16 protein-coding genes and 1 pseudogene are annotated in these 19,584 nt (G+C 59.9%); 9 read left to right on the top strand and 8 right to left on the bottom strand.

The window, feature by feature from the left end; genetic code table 11:
- Window positions 1-99: pseudogene (locus tag ACIOUG_RS23640) on the bottom strand (hypothetical protein); the annotation flags it as partial.
- Window positions 100-313: 214 nt separating this feature from the next.
- On the opposite strand from ACIOUG_RS23640, the gene ACIOUG_RS23635 reads away from it, so the two are divergent.
- Window positions 314-2,242, top strand: a complete 1,929-nt coding sequence (locus ACIOUG_RS23635) for a transglycosylase SLT domain-containing protein (protein ID WP_401069060.1) — start codon at window positions 314-316, stop codon at window positions 2,240-2,242.
- A 151-nt stretch (window positions 2,243-2,393) separates the two neighbouring features.
- Here ACIOUG_RS23635 and ACIOUG_RS23630 read toward each other — a convergent pair whose 3' ends face one another.
- Entirely contained in the window at window positions 2,394-4,172 is a 1,779-nt protein-coding gene (locus ACIOUG_RS23630) for an ABC transporter transmembrane domain-containing protein (RefSeq protein ID WP_401069058.1), read from the bottom strand.
- Window positions 4,173-4,428: 256 nt separating this feature from the next.
- Between ACIOUG_RS23630 and ACIOUG_RS23625 the strand changes: the two genes are divergently transcribed.
- Entirely contained in the window at window positions 4,429-4,608 is a 180-nt protein-coding gene (locus ACIOUG_RS23625) for a PA1571 family protein (RefSeq protein ID WP_027611439.1), read from the top strand.
- A gap of 171 nt (window positions 4,609-4,779) precedes the next feature.
- Here ACIOUG_RS23625 and pdxB read toward each other — a convergent pair whose 3' ends face one another.
- Window positions 4,780-5,922 (bottom strand): 4-phosphoerythronate dehydrogenase PdxB, encoded by a 1,143-nt coding sequence (gene pdxB / locus ACIOUG_RS23620; protein WP_401069056.1) that lies wholly within the window; start codon window positions 5,920-5,922, stop codon window positions 4,780-4,782.
- A gap of 309 nt (window positions 5,923-6,231) precedes the next feature.
- Here pdxB and ACIOUG_RS23615 point away from each other — a divergent pair, with 309 nt between their 5' ends.
- Window positions 6,232-7,641: an MATE family efflux transporter gene (locus ACIOUG_RS23615; RefSeq protein WP_401069055.1), complete on the top strand. Its 1,410-nt coding sequence runs from the start codon at window positions 6,232-6,234 to the stop codon at window positions 7,639-7,641.
- 135 nt (window positions 7,642-7,776) lie between these two features.
- Here the strand turns inward: ACIOUG_RS23615 and tusA are convergent, their stop codons facing one another.
- Both tusA and rlmM read right to left on the bottom strand, forming a co-directional pair.
- Window positions 7,777-8,028: a sulfurtransferase TusA gene (gene tusA, locus ACIOUG_RS23610; protein ID WP_003226616.1), complete on the bottom strand. Its 252-nt coding sequence runs from the start codon at window positions 8,026-8,028 to the stop codon at window positions 7,777-7,779.
- Between the two features lie 178 nt (window positions 8,029-8,206).
- Window positions 8,207-9,280 (bottom strand): 23S rRNA (cytidine(2498)-2'-O)-methyltransferase RlmM, encoded by a 1,074-nt coding sequence (gene rlmM / locus ACIOUG_RS23605; protein WP_401069053.1) that lies wholly within the window; start codon window positions 9,278-9,280, stop codon window positions 8,207-8,209.
- A 218-nt stretch (window positions 9,281-9,498) separates the two neighbouring features.
- Here rlmM and acnA point away from each other — a divergent pair, with 218 nt between their 5' ends.
- Complete coding sequence (acnA, locus tag ACIOUG_RS23600) at window positions 9,499-12,240, top strand: aconitate hydratase AcnA (RefSeq protein ID WP_401069051.1); 2,742 nt, start codon at window positions 9,499-9,501, stop codon at window positions 12,238-12,240.
- A gap of 355 nt (window positions 12,241-12,595) precedes the next feature.
- Here the strand turns inward: acnA and ACIOUG_RS23595 are convergent, their stop codons facing one another.
- Both ACIOUG_RS23595 and ACIOUG_RS23590 read right to left on the bottom strand, forming a co-directional pair.
- Window positions 12,596-13,396 (bottom strand): aminoglycoside phosphotransferase family protein, encoded by an 801-nt coding sequence (locus ACIOUG_RS23595; protein WP_401069067.1) that lies wholly within the window; start codon window positions 13,394-13,396, stop codon window positions 12,596-12,598.
- A gap of 7 nt (window positions 13,397-13,403) precedes the next feature.
- On the bottom strand, window positions 13,404-13,892 hold the full coding sequence (locus ACIOUG_RS23590; RefSeq protein WP_401069049.1) for an SRPBCC family protein: 489 nt from the start codon (window positions 13,890-13,892) through the stop codon (window positions 13,404-13,406).
- 185 nt (window positions 13,893-14,077) lie between these two features.
- On the opposite strand from ACIOUG_RS23590, the gene ACIOUG_RS23585 reads away from it, so the two are divergent.
- The 5 genes from ACIOUG_RS23585 to ACIOUG_RS23565 all read left to right on the top strand — a co-directional run bounded on the left by ACIOUG_RS23585 (window position 14,078) and on the right by ACIOUG_RS23565 (window position 17,353).
- Window positions 14,078-14,998 (top strand): ADP-ribosylglycohydrolase family protein, encoded by a 921-nt coding sequence (locus ACIOUG_RS23585; protein WP_401069047.1) that lies wholly within the window; start codon window positions 14,078-14,080, stop codon window positions 14,996-14,998.
- 56 nt (window positions 14,999-15,054) lie between these two features.
- Window positions 15,055-15,459 (top strand): lysozyme inhibitor LprI family protein, encoded by a 405-nt coding sequence (locus ACIOUG_RS23580; protein ID WP_401069046.1) that lies wholly within the window; start codon window positions 15,055-15,057, stop codon window positions 15,457-15,459.
- 311 nt (window positions 15,460-15,770) lie between these two features.
- The gene (locus ACIOUG_RS23575) at window positions 15,771-16,376 is read left to right on the top strand and encodes a hypothetical protein (RefSeq protein ID WP_401069044.1); all 606 of its coding nucleotides are present in this window, start codon (window positions 15,771-15,773) and stop codon (window positions 16,374-16,376) included.
- 9 nt (window positions 16,377-16,385) lie between these two features.
- The gene (locus ACIOUG_RS23570; RefSeq protein ID WP_003226632.1) at window positions 16,386-16,592 is read left to right on the top strand and encodes a helix-turn-helix transcriptional regulator; all 207 of its coding nucleotides are present in this window, start codon (window positions 16,386-16,388) and stop codon (window positions 16,590-16,592) included.
- 89 nt (window positions 16,593-16,681) lie between these two features.
- A complete protein-coding gene (locus tag ACIOUG_RS23565; protein ID WP_401069042.1) occupies window positions 16,682-17,353 on the top strand; it encodes a hypothetical protein in 672 nt (223 codons plus the stop codon).
- Between the two features lie 68 nt (window positions 17,354-17,421).
- Here ACIOUG_RS23565 and mrdA read toward each other — a convergent pair whose 3' ends face one another.
- Window positions 17,422-19,314 (bottom strand): penicillin-binding protein 2, encoded by a 1,893-nt coding sequence (gene mrdA, locus ACIOUG_RS23560; RefSeq protein WP_401069040.1) that lies wholly within the window; start codon window positions 19,312-19,314, stop codon window positions 17,422-17,424.
- Window positions 19,315-19,584: the final 270 nt, after the last annotated feature.

Raw genomic sequence — 19,584 nt, 5'->3', positions numbered from 1 at the left:
GCTCACACGCTCTCAAATGGCGATCTGACAGGAATCATTTTCCTTCTTCGGCATCGCGCCGAATGCAAGGGACACATCGCTGAATTTGAGCAGGGTCATGAGCTTCTCCAAAAACCGGGCGCGCATTCTACCTGAGTTAGGCCCTCAACAGGCCGGCAATTTGTCTGCCGAAGCACTCTGCACAACATTTGTTGCGATCTTGTGCTGCGAGGCCCGCAAAGCTTTCGCCGCTCGCTGGCAAAAGGCTAAGCTACAGACAATTCAGTGCTGGCTGCGGCCGGTGCTTGTCATGATTTCTCTGCCCGGATGTCTCATGCGCAGTCGCCTTTTCAGTGTCTTGTCCTGTTTGCTACTTACCGCCGCTGCCGCTCAATCCGCCCAGGCGGTGGACCTGTCCACCCAACGCCAGTATTACGATGAAGCCAAGCGCGCCCTGGCCAAGGGCGATACCGGCCCATACTTCCGGTACAGCCAGGCCCTGGCCGATTACCCGCTGGAACCGTACCTGGCCTACGACGAACTGACCGCACGTTTGAAGACCGCCAGTAACGAGGAAATCGAGAAATTCCTCGCCGAGCACGGCGACCTGCCGCAGGCCAACTGGATGAAACTGCGCTGGTTGCGCTGGCTCGCCGACCGTGGCGACTGGGCCACCTTCACCAAGTATTACGACCCGAAGCTCAACTTCACCGAACTGGACTGCCTGAATGCGCAGTACCAGATCAGCAGCGGTCACAAGGCCGAGGGCTATGCCAACGCCGACAAATTGTGGCTGACCGGCAAATCACAACCGGCTGCCTGCGACGGGCTGTTCGGGATCTGGGCCGCCGACGGCCAGTTGACCGAACAGAAACGCTGGGAGCGCACCAAACTCGCCGCCCAGGCGCGCAACTATCCATTGGCCAACAGCCTGGTCAATGGCCTGACTACGCTCGCCCCGCGCGGTCGTCTGCTGGTGGATGTGGCGCAGAAACCCGAGCTGCTCAATCAGCCGTCGCGCTTCACTCCCGCTGACGAGCCGATGTCCGACGTGGTCAGCCTCGGCCTGCGTCGCCTCGCCCGTCAGGATCCGGACAAGGCCATGGCCCTGCTCGACGGATACGCCAGCAGCATGCATTTCTCCCGTGACGAGAAAGTCGCGATTGCCCGTGAAATCGGCCTGACCCTGGCCCGGCGTTTCGACAGCCGCGCACTGGACGTGATGACCAAATACGATCCGGAACTGCGTGACAACACCGTTTCCGAATGGCGCCTGCGTCTGCTGTTGCGCCTGGCGCGCTGGGACGATGCCTATCAATTGACCCGCCGTTTGCCGCAGGATCTGGCGACCACCAACCGCTGGCGTTACTGGCAGGCCCGCAGCCTGGAACTGGCGCAACCGCAGAACCCGGAAGCGCAGACCCTGTACAAGAATCTGGCGAAGGAGCGCGACTTCTACGGTTTCCTCGCCGCCGACCGCTCGCAACTGCCCTACTCGCTGATGAACAAGCCGCTGGTACTCAGCCAGGCCACCATCAACAAGGTGCGTAACACCCCCGGCGTGCGGCGTGCGCTGGAATTCCATGCGCGCGGGCAGATCGTCGACGGTCGCCGCGAGTGGTATCACGTCAGCCGCCATTTCAATCGTGACGAAATGGTCGCCCAGGCCAAACTGGCCTACGACCTGAAATGGTACTTCCCGGCCATCCGCACCATCAGTCAGGCGCAATACTGGGATGACCTGGATATCCGCTTCCCGATGGCCCACCGCGACACTCTGGTGCGCGAGGCCAAGGTACGTGGTCTGCATTCGAGCTGGGTGTTCGCCATCACCCGTCAGGAAAGCGCGTTCATGGACGATGCCCGCTCCGGCGTCGGTGCCAGCGGCCTGATGCAGTTGATGCCCGGCACCGCCAAGGAAACCGCGCGCAAGTTCAGCATCCCGCTGGCCTCGCCGCAGCAGGTGCTCGATCCGGACAAGAACATCCAGCTCGGCGCCGCCTACCTGAGCCAGGTGCACAGCCAGTTCAACGGCAACCGCGTCCTCGCCTCCGCCGCCTACAACGCCGGCCCCGGCCGCGTGCGCCAATGGCTGCGCGGCGCCGATCACCTGAGTTTTGACGTCTGGGTAGAAAGCATCCCGTTCGACGAAACCCGTCAGTACGTGCAGAACGTGCTGTCGTACTCGGTGATCTACGGGCAGAAGCTCAACTCGCCGCAGCCGCTGGTGGATTGGCATGAGCGGTATTTTGATGATCAATGATCGGTAGGAGCTGCTGCAGGTTCGGGCCGCCTCCAGACGATCTTTTGATCTTTATCCTCAACCATAAAAAATGCCCGCATCGATGGATGCGGGCATTTTTTACGTAAAGACCAAAAGATCGTCCGAACGCGTCCCGAACCTTCGGCAGCTCCTACACAGCGATGGCGTGACCGTCGTTGAACTGCAGCGCCGCCAGCCGCGCATACAGCGGATTGCTTACGATCAGCTCCTGATGCGTACCGATGGCCACCAGGCTGCCCTGATCCATCACCGCGATCCGGTCAGCGTTTTTCACTGTAGCCAGGCGATGCGCGATCACCAGCGTGGTGCGGTTCTGCATCAGCCTTGGCAAGGCTTCCTGGATCAAATGCTCGCTCTGCGCGTCGAGGGCGCTGGTGGCTTCGTCCAGCAGCAGGATAGGCGCGTCCACCAGCAGCGCGCGGGCAATCGCCAGGCGTTGACGCTGGCCGCCGGAAAGTCCCAGCCCGGCATCACCCAGGTGAGTCTGATAGCCGTTGGGCATTTTCTCGATGAAGTCATGGGCGTGGGCGATGCGGGCCGCTTCCTTGACCTGCTCCAGCGTCGCTGCCGAATTACCGTAGCGAATGTTCTCTTCGACGCTGCCGAAAAACAGCGCGGGCGATTGCGAGACCAGGGCAAAGTTGCGGCGCAGATCCAGCGGATCGAGGCTGGTCAGCGGCACGCCGTCGATCAGGATCCGCCCTTCAAGCGGGTCGTAGAAGCGCAACAGCAAATCATACACCGTGGATTTACCGGCACCGGAAGGCCCGACCAGGGCCAGAGTCTCGCCGGCCCTGATAGTCAGGCTCAAACCGTTGACGGCGTAGCTGTCCGGCCGCGACGGGTAGGAGAAGTGCACATTCTGCAATTGCAGCTCGCCCTTGATCCGTTCTGGCAGGGTCACCAGGCCGATGCTCGGTGGCTGGATGATGTTCTGCGAACTGAGCAGTTCCGCGATGCGCTCGGCGGCACCCGCCGCCCGCTGCAACTCGCCGATGACCTCGCTCAAGGTGCCAATAGCACTGCCGACGATCAGGCTGTAGAAGACGAAAGCCGCCAGTTCGCCACCGGTGATGCGCCCGGCAATCACGTCCATGCCGCCAACCCACAACATCACCGCCACCGCGCCGAGCACCAGCACGATCACCACGGTGATCATCCAGGAGCGCTGAAAAATGCGTTTGCGCGCGGTGTCGAATGCGTCCTCGACCGTCGCGGCGAAACGTCGCTCGTCCTGCACCTGATGGTTGTACGCCTGCACGGTCTTGATCTGGCCGAGGGTTTCGGAGACATAGCTGCCAATATCGGCGACTCGGTCCTGACTCAGCCGCGACAGATTGCGCACGCGCCGACCGAAAATCAGAATCGGGGCGACCACGAACGGCAAGGCAATCACCACGATGCTGGTGAGTTTCGGGTTGGTGACGAACAGCAGGACCACCCCGCCGATCACCATCAACAGGTTGCGCAGGAACATCGAGAGTGACGAGCCGATCACCGATTGCAGCAACGTGGTGTCGGCGGTCAGCCGTGACTGAATTTCCGAACTGCGGTTGTTCTCGTAGAACCCCGGGTGCAGGTACACCAGATGATTGAATACCTCGCGCCGGATGTCCGCCACACATCGCTCGCCAATCCACGACACCCAGTAAAACCGCGCAAAGGTGCCGACCGCCAGGCCCAGCACCATCAGCATGAAGATACCGATGCTCTGGTTCAGTTGGTGCGGCGACTGGGTCATGAAACCCCGATCGACCAGCAATTTAATCCCCTGCCCCATCGACAAAGTGACGGCGGCAGTGACGATCAACGCCAGCAGCGCAGCGCAGACTTGCCAACGATAAGGCGCCAGAAATCGGCTGGTCAGACTCAGCGCTCGACGGTGCCGGGAAGAAAGCTTCGAGATCATTCAGGTACACATCCGTGTTGGTGAAAGGGCTAGCCTAAACCTTCTATGGGGCGGAACTCTGTAAATCACAATGAGTCAGGTTAAATATGCCCCCAAAGACTAGGCCATAGTTGCTATTGGTCTAATGTCCCGGTTGAGACGAGCGGTCATTTCTGGTGGAGTGGAGATGCCGCTTTTGACAGACCCAAGGGTGTTGTCACAGCCTGGTCACGTGGCGGTTTTAATCTACGTGCACAACCTGATGAGGAGACAGGCCATGTCCTTGCAACACAGCAGCGATGACAAGATTCAAGTGATTCGCACCAAGCCCGGCCAACCTCTGGGTTGCTCGATTATTGATAAGGACGGGCGTGAAGTACCGATCACTGAAGACATGATCCAGGACGCATGCCGCGAACTGGAGAAGCGATTGGTCAAGCCTGCCGAACAAAAGTGATATAGCCACCGTCTTCCTGACCCGGCCCCTTTTTGGCCGGGTTTTTTCTGCCTGCCGTTCTGCTCTCCGTAGGAGCTGCCGGAGGCTCGGGCCGCGATCGGACGATCTTTTGATCTTGCCTTTAAAAACAACATCAAAAGATCGCAGCCTGCGGCAGCTCCTACAGGATCTTCAGACCGCCACCGCCCCCAGCGCCGCCACAATCTTTTGCAACTGCGGCGAATCACCGTCGATCCGCACCTTCAGCCCTTCGATCTCGCGCCGCACCGGATACTGCTTGCGCAACACATCGAACGCCGCACGCTGTTCAGCGACATTGCCTACAAGACTGCGACGAAAATCCGCGTCATCACGGCGCGGGTCGTACACGCCACGGCACAACATCGCCAGCGCCCAGGCCGGATCGCTGTCGGCGTGCAGGGTCACTTCTGACAGCCACGGTGCCGGCAGCAGGTCACTGAGCTGAATGCTCGGCGGCTGACCGACGAATTCGCAATAAGCCTGATAGATTTGCGCCGTCCCGCGTTGTTTGCCATCGAGGCTATAGCCGGCAATGTGCGGCGTGGCCAGCACACAGAGTTCGGCGAGGGCGACATCGACTTCAGGCTCGGCTTCCCAAACGTCGAGCACCGCTTGCAGGTCTTCGCGCTCCAGCAGCACGTGGCGCAGCGCCGCGTTATCCACCACCGGACCACGGGCGGCGTTGATCAGCCAGGTGCCGGGTTTGAGCTGTCGCAAACGCTGCTCGTCGAACAGGTGCCAGGTCGCTCCTTCGCCGGTACGGGTCAGCGGCGTGTGCAGGCTGATCACGTCGCACTGCTCGATGATCTGCTCAAGGCTGACATAATTGCCGCCCTCGGCTGCCTGACGCGGCGGATCGCAGACTTTGACATTCCAGCCCAGGCCCTTGAGGACATTGATCAGCCGCCCGCCGACTTCACCGGCACCGATGACGCCGTACGTACGTTGCGGCAAATCGACCCCTTCGATTTCCGCCAGGGTCATCAGGCTGCCGAGCACGTAATCGACCACGCCCCGCGCATTGCAACCGGGCGCACTGGACCAGGTAATGCCAGCCTCGGCGAAGTATTCAAGATCGAGGTGATCGGTACCGATGGTGCAAGTACCGACGAAACGCACCTTGCTGCCTTCGAGCAAAGCGCGATTGACGTTGGTCACCGAACGCACCAGCAACACATCAGCCTGCTCGACCGTCGCACGGTCGATGGAACGGCCCGGCACCCGGCGGATCTCGCCGAAGCAGGCAAAAAAGGCATCGAGCAACGGGATATTTTCGTCGGCAACAATCAGCATGGCGGGCTCCTTTGGCGGATCGGCAGTTTAGGTGCAGATCCACCGTTGAGCCAGCGCAGACTGCACTGTGGCGAGGGAGCTTGCTCCCGCTCGACTGCGCAGCAGGCGGGAAGTTGGCAATCGGGGTTTCCCTGATCCGCCACGCCGGATGGTTTTGGGGCCGCTTCGCACCCCAGCGGGAGCAAGCTCCCTCGCCACAGTGGATGGCATTGATGATTACAAATCCGCAACAGAGGATTTTTCCTGACCAAGGCGTCAGCGGCGTAGAATGCGGCGCCTTGCGCATCAACTGCTGTGGACGCTTTGCCTGTGAATTCTGTGACTGACCAACCTCTCGCCGCTACCCTCACCCGCCCCGCGCGCATTCGCCTGGAGTTCAGGAACCTGCTCGCCCTGGCGTTGCCGATCATCATCGCGCAGCTGGCGACCACCGCCATGGGCTTCGTCGATGCGGTGATGGCCGGCCGCGTCGGGCCACGTGATCTGGCGGCGGTAGCGCTGGGCAACTCGATCTGGGTCCCGGTGTTTCTGCTGATGACCGGTACACTGTTGGCTACCACGCCGAAAGTCGCCCAGCGTTTCGGCGCCGGCACCCACAGCGAGATCGGCCCGATTGTCCGTCAGGCGCTGTGGCTGGCGCTGGTGGTAGGCCTGATTGCGACCTGCATGCTGGTCGCCGCCGAACCGGTGCTGCACCTGATGAAGGTCGATCCAGAGCTGATCGGCCCGTGCATGCAATACCTGCACGGCATTGCCAGCGGTCTGCCGGCGGTGGCGTTCTATCATGTGCTGCGCTGCACCAGTGACGGCATTGGCCGCACCCGCCCGGCGATGGTGCTGGGCCTGTGCGGTCTGGCGCTGAACATTCCGCTGAACTACATCTTCATCTATGGCCACTTCGGCGTGCCGGCCATGGGTGGCGTCGGTTGCGGTTGGGCCACGGCGATCGTGATGTGGGTCATGGCGCTGGGGCTGGCCGGCTACGAGCGCTGGGCGCCGGCCTATCGTTCGAGCGAGATCTTCAGCCGCTTCGACTGGCCACAATGGGCGGTGATCAAGCGTCTGCTGGCGATCGGGCTGCCGATTGGCATTGCGGTGTTTGCCGAGTCGAGTATCTTCGCGGTGATCGCGCTGCTGATCGGCAGCCTCGGCGCCACCGTGGTAGCCGGGCATCAGATCGCGCTGAACGTCAGCTCGCTGGTGTTCATGATTCCGTATTCGCTGGGCATGGCCGTCACCGTCAGAGTCGGACAGGCGCTGGGCCGTGAAGAGCCGCGTGAGGCGCGCTTTGCCGCCGGTGTCGGCATGGGCACTGCGCTGGCCTACGCCTGTATTTCGGCGAGCATGATGCTGTTGCTGCGTGAGCCGATTGCCTCGATCTATACCGCCGATCCAACGGTGATTCACATCGCGGCGATGCTGATCGTGTACTCGGCGCTGTTCCAGTTCTCCGACGCAATCCAGGTCACGGCCGCCGGCGCCCTGCGCGGTTATCAGGACACCCGGGTGACGATGATCCTGACGCTGTTCGCCTACTGGGGCATCGGCCTGCCGGTGGGTTACGCCCTCGGCCTGACCGACTGGCTCGGCGAGCCGCGTGGCCCGAGCGGCTTGTGGCAGGGTTTGATCGTTGGTCTGAGCTGCGCGGCGTTCATGCTGTCGATTCGCCTGACGCGCAGTGCGCGCAAGCGTATTCGGATGAGTCGCAGCGCGGGTTAAACCAATAACACAGTACAAAAAAGTGGGAGCGGGCTTGCTCGCGAAAGCGGTGTTTCAGTCGACATTTACAGTGACTGACACACCGCTTTCGCGAGCAAGCCCGCTCCCACATTGGGTTTTGCGTTTGCCTGAGGGTCAGGCTTGTTTCTTGCGGATCCAGTACAGATAAGTACCGGCCTCTTCGTGCTGGCCCACCAATTCGTGGTCGAGAAACACACAGAACTTGGGAATGTCGCGACGGGTCGAGGGATCGGTGGCGATCACCTTGAGCAGGCCGCCAGGCACCAGGTCACGGATGTGCTGGTGCAGCATCATCACCGGCTCCGGGCAATTGAGGCCGGTGGCGTCGAGGGTGCCGTCGACCGGCGTGTCGATCATTTCACTCATGATTCACTCCTGAAACTGGCCGGCATTGTCGCGCATTGCCGGGTGCTCAGTCATCTGTAGCGAGGGGATTTATCCCCGATGGGTTGCGAAGCGGCCCCAAAGACTGGGGATGCGCTGCATCCCATCGGGGATAAATCCCCTCACCACAGAGATCATTCCCACAGGGTTTAGTGGTGACTCAGCGGGATTTGGCTTTCTTGATGTCATGCCGACGCAGGTGGCAGGTCACTTCCTCGCGGTCGTGATACAGCTGCTTGCAACCAATATCGACCTTGATCCCGCGCGCCTTGAAGCCATCGGCGATGCGCTCGAGCAAGCGCTTCACTTCGGCATAGCGCTGTTTCATCGGCAGCTTGAGGTTGACCACCGCTTCGCGGCAATGCCCCTCGCCGATCCACTCTTCGAGCATCGCCGCGTTACGCGCCGGTTTCTCGACGATGTCGCAGACCATCCAGTCCACCGGCTGCTTGGGCTTGAAGGTGAAGCCGTCGGCCATCAAGTGCTGCACCAGCCCGGTGTCCATCAGGCTTTCGGCCATCGGGCCGTTGTCGATCGCGGTGACCAGCATGCCGCGGTTGACCAGTTGCCAGGTCCAGCCGCCCGGCGCGGCGCCGAGGTCGACGCCGGTCATGTCACTGTGCAAGCGCTCGTCCCACTGATCACGAGGGATAAAGTGGTGCCAGGCCTCTTCCAGCTTCAAGGTCGAACGGCTTGGCGCCTCGCGGGGAAACTTCAGGCGCGGAATACCCATCGGCCACATCGCCGAGTTGCCGGCATCGGCCAAACCGAGAAAGACTTCACGACCGCTCTTGAAGGTCAGCAGCAAGCGCGGCTTGTTCTCGTCGTCCACCAGTTTGCCGGCGCCGGTCAGGGCCTTGCGCAGCGGGCCTTCGAACTTCTTGCAAAAGTTCGACAGCTCTTTGCCGTCGTTGGTGTCGACCACTTCCAGCCACAGGCTGCCGCAGACCGGGAAGTCTGCCATGTGTTCGAGGATCACACTGATGCGGTCAGTTTCCGGCAGATTGATGAAGACGCCACGCGCCCACTGCCGCGGGAAAATCAGCTCGGCGAAGCGCTGGCCGCGCATCAGGCGCTCAGCGCCGTCTTGTTCGGTGCAGACAAACTCGGCGTACGCGGTGGCCGGTTTGGCCTTGGCGTAACCGGCCACGTTGAGTTGGGCGGCGAGGTCGGAAATCTCCGAACAGACTTCGCCTTCGAAGCCTGGCCGGCAATGCATGAATAGGGTGTTCATTCTTACTCCTGGGCAGAGGGCGGACATTCGGCCCCTGCTGCTCAAGCCTTGCGGTGAAGCAAAGCCTGTCACGAAAACCGGCGCATGATAGCCGAGTTCGGAACCTTGGACTTATCGATAGAGTCCAGTTATTAGCCAGCTACTGAAAACAGGGCTACGTTGATAGCTCTGCCCGTCCCCTCAGTCCGTAGCCGTGCGGACTCAAAGGAGTGATCGTAATGCCGTCCCTCGATAGTCTGAACACCCTCAAACCTTTGAAAGTAGGCGAAAAAACCTACCACTATTTCAGCTTGCCGGATGCCGCGAAGAGCCTGGGCAATATCGACCAGTTGCCGATGTCGCTGAAAGTCCTGCTGGAAAACCTGCTGCGCTGGGAAGATGAAAAAACTGTCACCGGTGCCGACCTCAAGGCCATTGCCGCGTGGCTCAAGGAGCGTCGCTCCGACCGGGAAATCCAGTACCGCCCGGCCCGGGTATTGATGCAAGACTTTACCGGTGTACCCGCCGTGGTCGACCTCGCCGCCATGCGCGCGGCGATGGCCAAGGCTGGCGGCGATCCGCAGCGAATCAACCCGTTGTCGCCGGTGGATCTGGTGATCGACCACTCGGTAATGGTCGACAAATTCGCCACCCCGAGCGCCTTCGAACAGAACGTCGACATTGAAATGCAGCGCAACGGCGAGCGCTACGCCTTCCTGCGCTGGGGCCAGAGCGCCTTCGACAATTTCAGCGTGGTGCCACCGGGCACCGGGATCTGCCACCAGGTCAACCTCGAATACCTCGGGCGCACGGTGTGGACCAAAGATGAGGACGGCCGCACCTACGCCTTCCCCGACACGCTCGTCGGCACCGACTCCCACACCACTATGATCAACGGTCTCGGCGTACTCGGCTGGGGCGTCGGCGGGATTGAGGCGGAGGCGGCGATGCTCGGCCAACCGGTGTCGATGCTGATCCCGGAAGTGATCGGCTTCAAACTCACCGGCAAACTCAAGGAAGGCATCACCGCCACCGACCTGGTGCTGACCGTGACGCAGATGCTGCGCAAAAAGGGTGTGGTCGGCAAATTCGTCGAGTTCTACGGTGACGGCCTCGCCGATCTGCCGCTGGCCGACCGCGCAACCATCGCCAACATGGCCCCGGAATATGGCGCGACCTGCGGTTTCTTCCCGGTCGACGACGTCACCCTCGAATACCTGCGCCTGTCCGGTCGCCCGGACGACGTGGTGAAACTGGTCGAGGCCTACACCAAGGCTCAGGGCCTGTGGCGCCTGCCCGGCCAGGAACCGGTTTTCACCGACAGTCTGGCGCTGGACATGGGCAGTGTCGAAGCCAGTCTCGCCGGGCCGAAACGTCCGCAGGACCGGGTCTCGCTGCCGAACGTGGCGCAGGCATTCAGTGATTTTATGGACCTGCAATTCAAACCCACCAGCAAGGAAGAAGGCCGCCTGGAAAGCGAAGGCGGCGGTGGCGTGGCGGTGGGCAACGCCGATCTGGTCGGTGAAACCGAGTACGAATACGAAGGCCACACCTACCGTTTGAAAAACGGCGCAGTGGTGATCGCCGCGATCACCTCGTGCACCAACACCTCGAACCCTAGCGTGATGATGGCGGCCGGTCTGCTGGCGAAAAAAGCCGTGGAGAAAGGCCTGACCCGCAAGCCGTGGGTGAAAAGTTCGCTGGCACCCGGCTCGAAAGTGGTCACCGACTACTACAAGGCTGCGGGGCTGACGCAGTACCTCGATCAACTTGGATTTTCGCTGGTCGGTTATGGTTGCACCACTTGTATCGGCAACTCCGGGCCATTACCGGAGCCGATCGAGAAAGCCATTCAGAAAGCTGACCTCACCGTGGCATCGGTGCTGTCCGGTAACCGTAACTTCGAAGGCAGGGTGCATCCGTTGGTCAAGACCAACTGGCTGGCCTCACCGCCGCTGGTGGTCGCCTACGCCCTGGCCGGCAGTGTACGCACCGACATCAGCAGCGAGCCGCTGGGCAACGATCAGCAAGGCAATTCGGTGTATCTGCGGGATATTTGGCCTAGCAGCAAGGAAATCGCCGAGGCGGTGAATCAGGTCAACACCGCGATGTTCCATAAGGAATACGCCGAAGTGTTTGCCGGCGACGAGCAATGGCAAGCAATCCAGGTGCCGCAAGCCGCCACCTATGTGTGGCAGGACGATTCGACCTACATCCAGCATCCACCGTTTTTTGACGACATTTCCGGCCCGTTGCCGGTGATCACTGACGTCAAAGGCGCGCGAGTTTTGGCGCTGCTCGGCGATTCGGTGACCACCGACCACATCTCCCCTGCCGGCAACATCAAGGCTGACAGCCCGGCCGGGCGCTATCTGCGCGAGAAAGGCGTGGAACCGCGGGACTTCAACTCCTACGGCTCGCGGCGCGGCAACCACGAAGTGATGATGCGCGGTACGTTCGCCAACATCCGCATTCGTAACGAGATGCTCGGCGGTGAAGAAGGTGGCAACACGATCTACATCCCGAGCGGCGAGAAAATGCCGATTTACGATGCTGCCATGCGTTATCAGGCCTCGGGCACGCCGCTGGTGGTGATCGCCGGTCAGGAATACGGCACCGGCTCCAGCCGTGACTGGGCGGCCAAAGGCACCAACCTGCTGGGAGTCAAAGCGGTAATCGCCGAGAGCTTCGAGCGCATCCACCGTTCCAACCTGGTGGGCATGGGCGTGTTACCGCTGCAGTTCAAGCTCGATCAGAACCGCAAGAGCCTTAACCTGACTGGCAAGGAAACCCTGGACATTCAGGGCTTGACCGGCGTCGAGCTGACACCGCGGATGAACCTGACCCTGGTGATCACCCGCGAGGACGGGAAACAGGAAAAAATCGAAGTGCTGTGCCGCATCGATACCTTGAATGAAGTGGAGTACTTCAAGTCGGGCGGTATCCTGCATTACGTCCTGCGCCAACTGATCGCCTCCTGATTGCTTGACTACCTGTGGCGAGGGGATTTATCCCCGATGGACTGCGCAGCAGGCCCTTTTTAGGGGTCGCTTCGCAACCCATCGGGGATAAATCCCCCGCTACAGGTGCTCGACACAAGCACTTTTCTATAGGCGAAAAAAAACCCGCCGAAGCGGGTTTTTCCCAAGACCATTATCGACTCCCTGTCGGCAGCGATCCTTGCAAATGGTCGATCATCCGTGATCCTGAAACACTCCCTGTGTCTCAGTTGATGGGTGTAGATTACGTCGTGGATCCAATTGAAAGAAGTCGCAAAAGCTACCAACGCGTGTAAGACATTCGCTATACAAACCCTTCCGAAAACCCTTAGCCCTCTCAGTCATCCAGCAGACAAGCCGCGATTTGCGCGACCTGCAGCTGCCCGGCAGCCTGTTGCTGCGCATCGTCCTCCAGGAACCAGGCGGCCGACAATCCGGCAAACGCCAGCACCCATTGCAGCAAGCGTCGGCGATCAAGCCCGGACGCCTCGACGATCACCTCGACCTGCCGGCGCAAACGCTGTGAATCGCCAGCCGTCGGCAAGTCTGGGTTGCAGATAAGGTTGGCGTAGTCATAACCGCGCTCGCCGCGTACCCGCTTGGGATCAATAGCGAGCCAGCCGCGTGCAGCAAAATCGAGAACATTGTCGTGGTGCATGTCACCGTGCAGCACCGCCACGTCCTGCGGATCTGCGAGCAAGGCTTCAGCCGTTTGCAGGCTCAGGGCGTAGGCCCCGCCATGTCCGGCCGCGGCCACGCGCAGCGAGGCGAACCACGGTGCCAGCTCCACCAGCGGCGGTGGCGGCGTTGGGCGCGGCCCATGCAAGCGCGCCAGTGTCGTGCACAGGATCCGCGTGGCTTCGTCGTCTTCACCGTTGAGCGCCATGTGCATCAACGAACGCCGGCCCATGGCCCGTTCCAGCAACAAACCTTCCTCGCAATGGGCCAGAACCCGTGCTGCGCCCTCACCGTCCCACCAGGTCATCAGTCTATTGCCGAATTGCTCGTCGGTATCCAGCGCAACCTTGAGCATGGCCGGCGTGTCGCCAAAACGCACCGGCAACAGACGGCTGCCGGCGGTGATGATCGGCTTACCGTCCGGCACCAGCGCCCAGCGTTGCAACCAGGGTTCGAAGATTGCGCAGTCAGTCACCGTTACGCTCGCGGGTCTTGGCGCTTTCGGCGAGAAACTGTTCAAGTCGGCTCAGTTGTTCCTCCCAGCCACGGCTGTCCATGTGGTACGCCTCTTTTTGGCGCACATCGGGAATATGCGCAAAACCGGACTCCGACACCTTGAGCAAGGTACCGTCCTCGTAATCCTGCAGGTCGAACTTGACCAGCGTCGTCGGTTCCTGGGAATAGTCGATGCTCGGGTTGACCGCGTAGGGGTGCCAGCGAAATGAAAACAGCTGCTGCGGCTCGACCCGCTCGACCAGCACGTTCCACAACACATGTTCATAACCCGGATAGGTGACCTGCCCTTGCGTCCATTCCCCGGCAATGAACCGCCTGCCCTCCAGCGCCACGCCAAACCACTGGCCAAACGCCTCGGCATCGACCAGTGCGCGCCAGACATAGGAACGCGGTGCCTTCAGCTTGATTTTGCGTTCGAAACTATTGGGTACCGGTTTCATAAGTCACCTCCTGTTCTGAACAGTAGGCTCGTATGACCACATGTCCAACCTGAAGTTGTATCAAAGCAGTGCAACTGTGCAGCACGGGGAAACATTCGGCGGCATTTCCGCTCGTTGAAACGAGCGCTCTCCGCCGATGAACCTGTTACCTTTTCCTGCGAAATGGAAACAAACAAGGACGAACCATGCAGCCATCCCTCTCCGAACGTTATCGCGGCGCTCTGCTCGGCCTTGCCTGTGGCGATGCTGTCGGGACCACGGTGGAATTCAAGCCGCGGGGCTCATTCCAGCCACTGACGGACATGGTCGGTGGCGGCCCCTTTCACCTGAAGCCAGGGCAATGGACGGATGACACTTCGATGGCGCTGTGCCTGGCGGAAAGTCTGCTGAGCAAAAACACATTCGATGCGGCTGACCAGATGGGGCGCTATCTCAACTGGTGGAAATGGGGCTATCTGAGCTCCACCGGTGATTGTTTCGATATCGGCATGACGGTCAGCCAGGCGCTGTCGCAGTATCAGCAGACCGGCCAGCCCTTTGCGGGATCGACCGACCCGTACACTGCAGGCAACGGTTCGCTGATGCGCTTGGCGCCGGTGGTGCTGTTCTACTTTCCTGACGCCCGACTGATCCGCCAGTTCGCTACCGACAGTTCGCGGACGACTCACGGCGCGCCCGAAGCCATCGAATGCTGTCAGTTGTTTGCCGAGGTGATCAGCAAAGCCCTGCTCGGCGCCTCCAAGTCAGAATTGCGCAAACTGCCAGACTCAAGCTTCGCTCAAGCGAAAGTCGCCGCCATCGCGCGAGGTGATTACCTGGCGAAATCGGCAAGCGAAATCCGTGGCAGCGGTTACAGCGTCGAATCACTTGAGGCGGCGCTGTGGTGTTTTCATCACACCGACAGTTTCGCAGCGGCGATTCTGCAAGCCGCCAACCTGGGCGACGACGCCGACACCACTGCGGCTATCGTAGGGCAATTGGCCGGGGCCTTTTACGGCGTTCGGGCGATTCCTGCCCACTGGCTGGAAATGCTTCATGACGGCGAGGAAATTGCGGCCGCCGCAGACCGCCTGCTCGAAGCATCCCGCTTACGTGTACCTGAATGAAGCCCCCAGAGCCGCTAAACTGCGCTGTACTTTCACCTGACACAGCGAGATTAACCATGTCCCCACGTCTGCTCCTGATCCTGACACCTTTTCTGTTCACCCCCCTCGCCCACGCCGCCGTCGACTGCGCCAATGCCAGCGATCAGGCGACCCTGAACCAGTGTGCCGGTCAGGAATTCAAGGCGGCGGACAAGGAGTTGAACGCGGTGTATCAGCAGATCACCGGTCGTTTGCAAGATCGCGCCGACGCCAAAAAGCTGCTGGTGAGCGCGCAGCGGGCGTGGATCGGTTTTCGCGATGCCGAGTGCAAGTTTTCCGCGTCCGGGGTCGAAGGCGGGAGTGTTTACCCGTTGATTTACAGCAATTGCCTGACCGCGGTGACCAAGGTGCGGGTGGAGGCGCTGAAGCAGTATTTGAAGTGTCAGGAAGGTGACATGAGCTGCCCGGTGCCGGGGGCCTGATTTTTCGCTGCATTGAAGGGCCTGTTCGCGAGCAAGCCCGCTCCCACAAGGTTTTAGGCTGTTCACACGTAGGATGAAACTGTGGGAGCTGACTTGCCAGCAGTAACGTCGGCCCGGGCGCTTCAAACTACCGGACAAACCCTTGCGGCGCGGTGAGCGCCATATTCCCCCCAAGCAACTTGATGCCCTGTCTGCTTCATCGTCTAGGCGCGAAAAATCGCGCCGCAGCCATACAAATCAAAATTAATTATTGTTATTCGATAATTTATCGTCGAGAATTCGTCACCACATTGAAACAACCAGGAATTTTCATGAGTACTCACAACAACGGATTGGCGCTGCAGCGCATGCATTGGATCGGGCTGCTGGCAGCGATTCTGGTCTGGGTTCTGGGGGTGACGGAGGTCGGCGGCAGCGCGACGATGTGGCTGTTCAAAAAGGATGAAATGCTGGCGGGCCTGCTTTACGCGTTTGCTGAAGGCTCACCGCAATTGCTCGACCCGTTTGTCGAAGGGGCACTGCTCGATCCCGCCACCTGGCTGTCGTCAATGACCACTGCGCTGATCGTTGGCCTGGACTTCCTGCCCGTCCTCCTGTCGGCCTACGCGTTATGGCTGACAGGGTTGTTTTTCCTGCGCTTGTCACGCGGCGAAACCTGGACCGGCCGCAATATCGGAGTCCTCTGGCGAGTTGGAGTACTGTGCATTGTTTCTCCGGCAGCCTACCCACTGGTAGAGACCTTGCAAGGTCTGGCGTTGTCGATAGATCTGCCGCCGGGGGATCGCATTTTTCAGTTCTCGATCGGCCTGTCTTCCTCTTCTGCCTACGAAATTATCAAAGGCGTATTGCTCTGTTCGTTTTCAATTATCATGCGCGATGCAAAAGCCCTCAGCGATGAGCAAAGTCAGTACATATAGAACAATATAATGACCATTATCGTCCGCCTTGACGTTGTCATGGCCACGCAAAAAATTCGCTCGAAAGAGTTAGCCGCCCTGCTCGGGATCACCGAGGCCAATCTGTCGTTGCTGAAAAACGGCAAAGTCAAAGGCGTGAAGATGGCAACCCTGGACAAACTCTGCGCTGCGTTGGATTGCCAACCGGGCGATCTGCTGGAATACCAGAAAGACTGAGCCTTTCCCCTGACGGCGAGTTGTTTTTTATCGCACGTCCCAATCGTTTAACGCTTATTCAATCTTTAGTTACACAAGGCAACTCGTTCATGTCCCGTTACTTGTTATGCGCGCTGTTATTGCTGACAGCGTCACTCGGCGGCTGCGCCACACAATTGGACGTAGCGCTCAATGCGATACCTGATCCGGACTATCCGTTTGACCGAAAGGCAACGGTACTTGTGACATCGGCAAGCGCCACCGCTGAAAATGCACTGAACGCCCGCTACTATCTTCGCGATATGGTGAATGCGCTGAAAGACCGGGGTTTCCAGGAGGTTTATACCGACGCGGATCTCCCCGGCAAGCATGCGCCAGTCAAAATGACCATCAACCTCGATATCGGTAGTCGACAGGTGTCCTACCGATATACCGCCACCGATTACGGGCAAGTCGTAACCAGCACTTCGACGGTGTGCAAAAACATCAAGAAGAAAGATGATCGGCTGAACTGCACCAGTACCCCGAACACCACATATGGCCCGGTGGGTACCTCGGAGCGAACCGGCTACACGACGCTAAGCACCTTCACCGCCACTGCCCGCGATGAAGTGAGCAAGCGCACGGTTTACCTGCTTCGGGCTTCGTCCTATAACGAGGATTGCCAAGCCGCCAAGGTCGAAAGTTTTCTGGTGGAGCAAGGCCTGCAGAATCTGGATTTCCACGATCGCGTGCAGCGCAACTACACCGTGACGATGCCTGAGGATTACCGCTGCAAGTAGGATGTTTCCTTTGACGACTCCCGACACGGGCTCAGTATGCGTGAGCCTGTGCCGGGAATCGCTTCAGGTTAAACGTGCGGATCACCCGGCGGTTTGGCCGGCGCGGCGTATTGCGGCTTGAGGTGGCCGTCCTGGTCCAGTAGCCAGGCGTCCATGATCTGCCGTACCACAGGACCGGCAACGCGACCACCGGCCTCGCCGTTTTCAATCATCACCGAGATGGCAATCTTCGGGTGCTCCGCCGGCGCAAAGCCGACGAACAAGGCGTTGTCGCGATGGCGCTCAAGCGTTTTCTCGCGGTTGTAGCGTTCGCCCTGCTTGATCGCCACCACTTGCGCAGTACCACTCTTGCCGGCAATGCGGTACTGCGCACCGGCGGCCGCGGCGCGCGCGATACCCCGGGCATCGTGCATCACCATCTGCATACCGTGGTTGACCTGATCCCAGTCACGTGGATTCCTCAACAGAATGTTCGGCATCGGATGCTCGTCGACCGGCGCCACGCCATCCACTGTCTTCGCCAGGTGCGGACGGTTCCACACACCTTTGTTGGCGATCAGTGCAGTGGCCTGAGCCAGTTGCAACGGCGTGACCTGCATATAGCCCTGGCCAATGCCGAGGATCACCGTTTCCCCCGGGAACCATGCCTGGCGGCGCGTGGCGCGTTTCCAGGCCTGAGACGGCATCAAACCGGGCGATTCTTCGAACATGTCCAGCGAGACCTTTTCACCAAGGCCGAACATCGCCATGTAGTCGTGCAGACGATCAATGCCGAGCTTGTGCGCGAGGTCATAGAAGTAGGTGTCGTTGGAACGCATGATCGCCGCGTCCATGTCCACCCAGCCGTCGCCACTGTGGTTCCAGTTGCGGTACTTATGATCAAAGTCCGGGAGTTGGTAGTAGCCAGGGTCGAAGACACGGGTCTGGGGGGTCACGACGCCGGCATCAAGACCGGCAATCGCCACCTCCGGCTTGATCGTCGAGCCCGGGGCGTACAGGCCGCGCAGCACACGGTTGAACAGCGGCCGATCGATAGAATCGCGCAGCGCCGAGTATTCCTTGGAACTGATGCCAGTAACGAACAGGTTCGGGTCGAAACTCGGATTACTGACCATGGCCAGTACTTCACCGGTGGAAGGGTCAAGCGCCACTACCGAACCACGACGGTCACCCAGTGCAGCTTCAGCAGCTTCCTGCAGTTTGACGTCGAGGCTCAGCACGATGTTTTTGCCAGGGACCGGATCGGTGTGCTTGAGCACCCGCAGTACCCGACCCTGGGCATTAGTCTCAACTTCTTCATAGCCAACGTGGCCGTGCAGTTGCGCTTCGTAGAAACGCTCGATGCCGGTTTTGCCGATGGATTGCGTGCCGCGGTACTCCACCGAGTCGAGGGTCTTGGACTCTTTCTCGTTGATCCGACCAACGTAGCCGATCGAATGCGCGAAGTGCGCACCCAGCGGGTAATGCCGAACGAATTGCGGTTCGACATCCAGGCCGGGCAGACGGAATTCGTTGACCGCTAACACGGCGATCTGCTCTTCGGTCAGTTCATAGAACAACGTCACTGGAGTAAATGGGTGACGGGACTGCTTCATGGCCTTATCGAATACCGTGCGGTCTTCAGCGGGCAGATGCAGGAGGTTGATCACCTCGTCCAGCTCCTGATTGACATCAGTAGCGCGTTCACGGGTGATAATCAGGTTGTAACTGGGGCGGTTATCGGCGAGCAGCACGCCATTGCGGTCGTAGATCAGGCCTCTTGTCGGCGGGATCGGCAAGACGTGCACGCGGTTGTTTTCGGAGATGGTCGAGTGGTAGTCGTATTCAACCACTTGCAGGATGTACAGGCGTACCACCAGCGCGCAGCTGATGGCAAATACGAAAAGAGCGCAGGCGATCAACCGTTTGTTGACCAGTCGCGTCTCTTTTTCGTGATCCTTGATCGGGATGGGTTCAGGCATTTCTACAGCAACTCTTCGACATAATTTGAGTGCCGATCCGTGGGCATGACATCAGTCCGTTAAAAAACGAGCTGCACCATACCAAAAACCGAGTGGTCACTTCAGAAGGAATTTCCCCAATGGCAGTCCCGGCGACGGTTGGAACGCTCGTCCCGTCCAATTCCGACGACTGAAGTACTTTCCTGCGGGCAAAACAAAACCCCAACTGCTTTCGCAATTGGGGTTTCGGAATTTAATCTTGACGATGACCTACTCTCACATGGGGAAACC

This window comes from Pseudomonas sp. NPDC087803, assembly GCF_044742995.1.
In the GTDB taxonomy this organism is placed as follows: domain Bacteria; phylum Pseudomonadota; class Gammaproteobacteria; order Pseudomonadales; family Pseudomonadaceae; genus Aquipseudomonas.
This window is presented reverse-complemented; position numbering and strand designations above follow the sequence as displayed.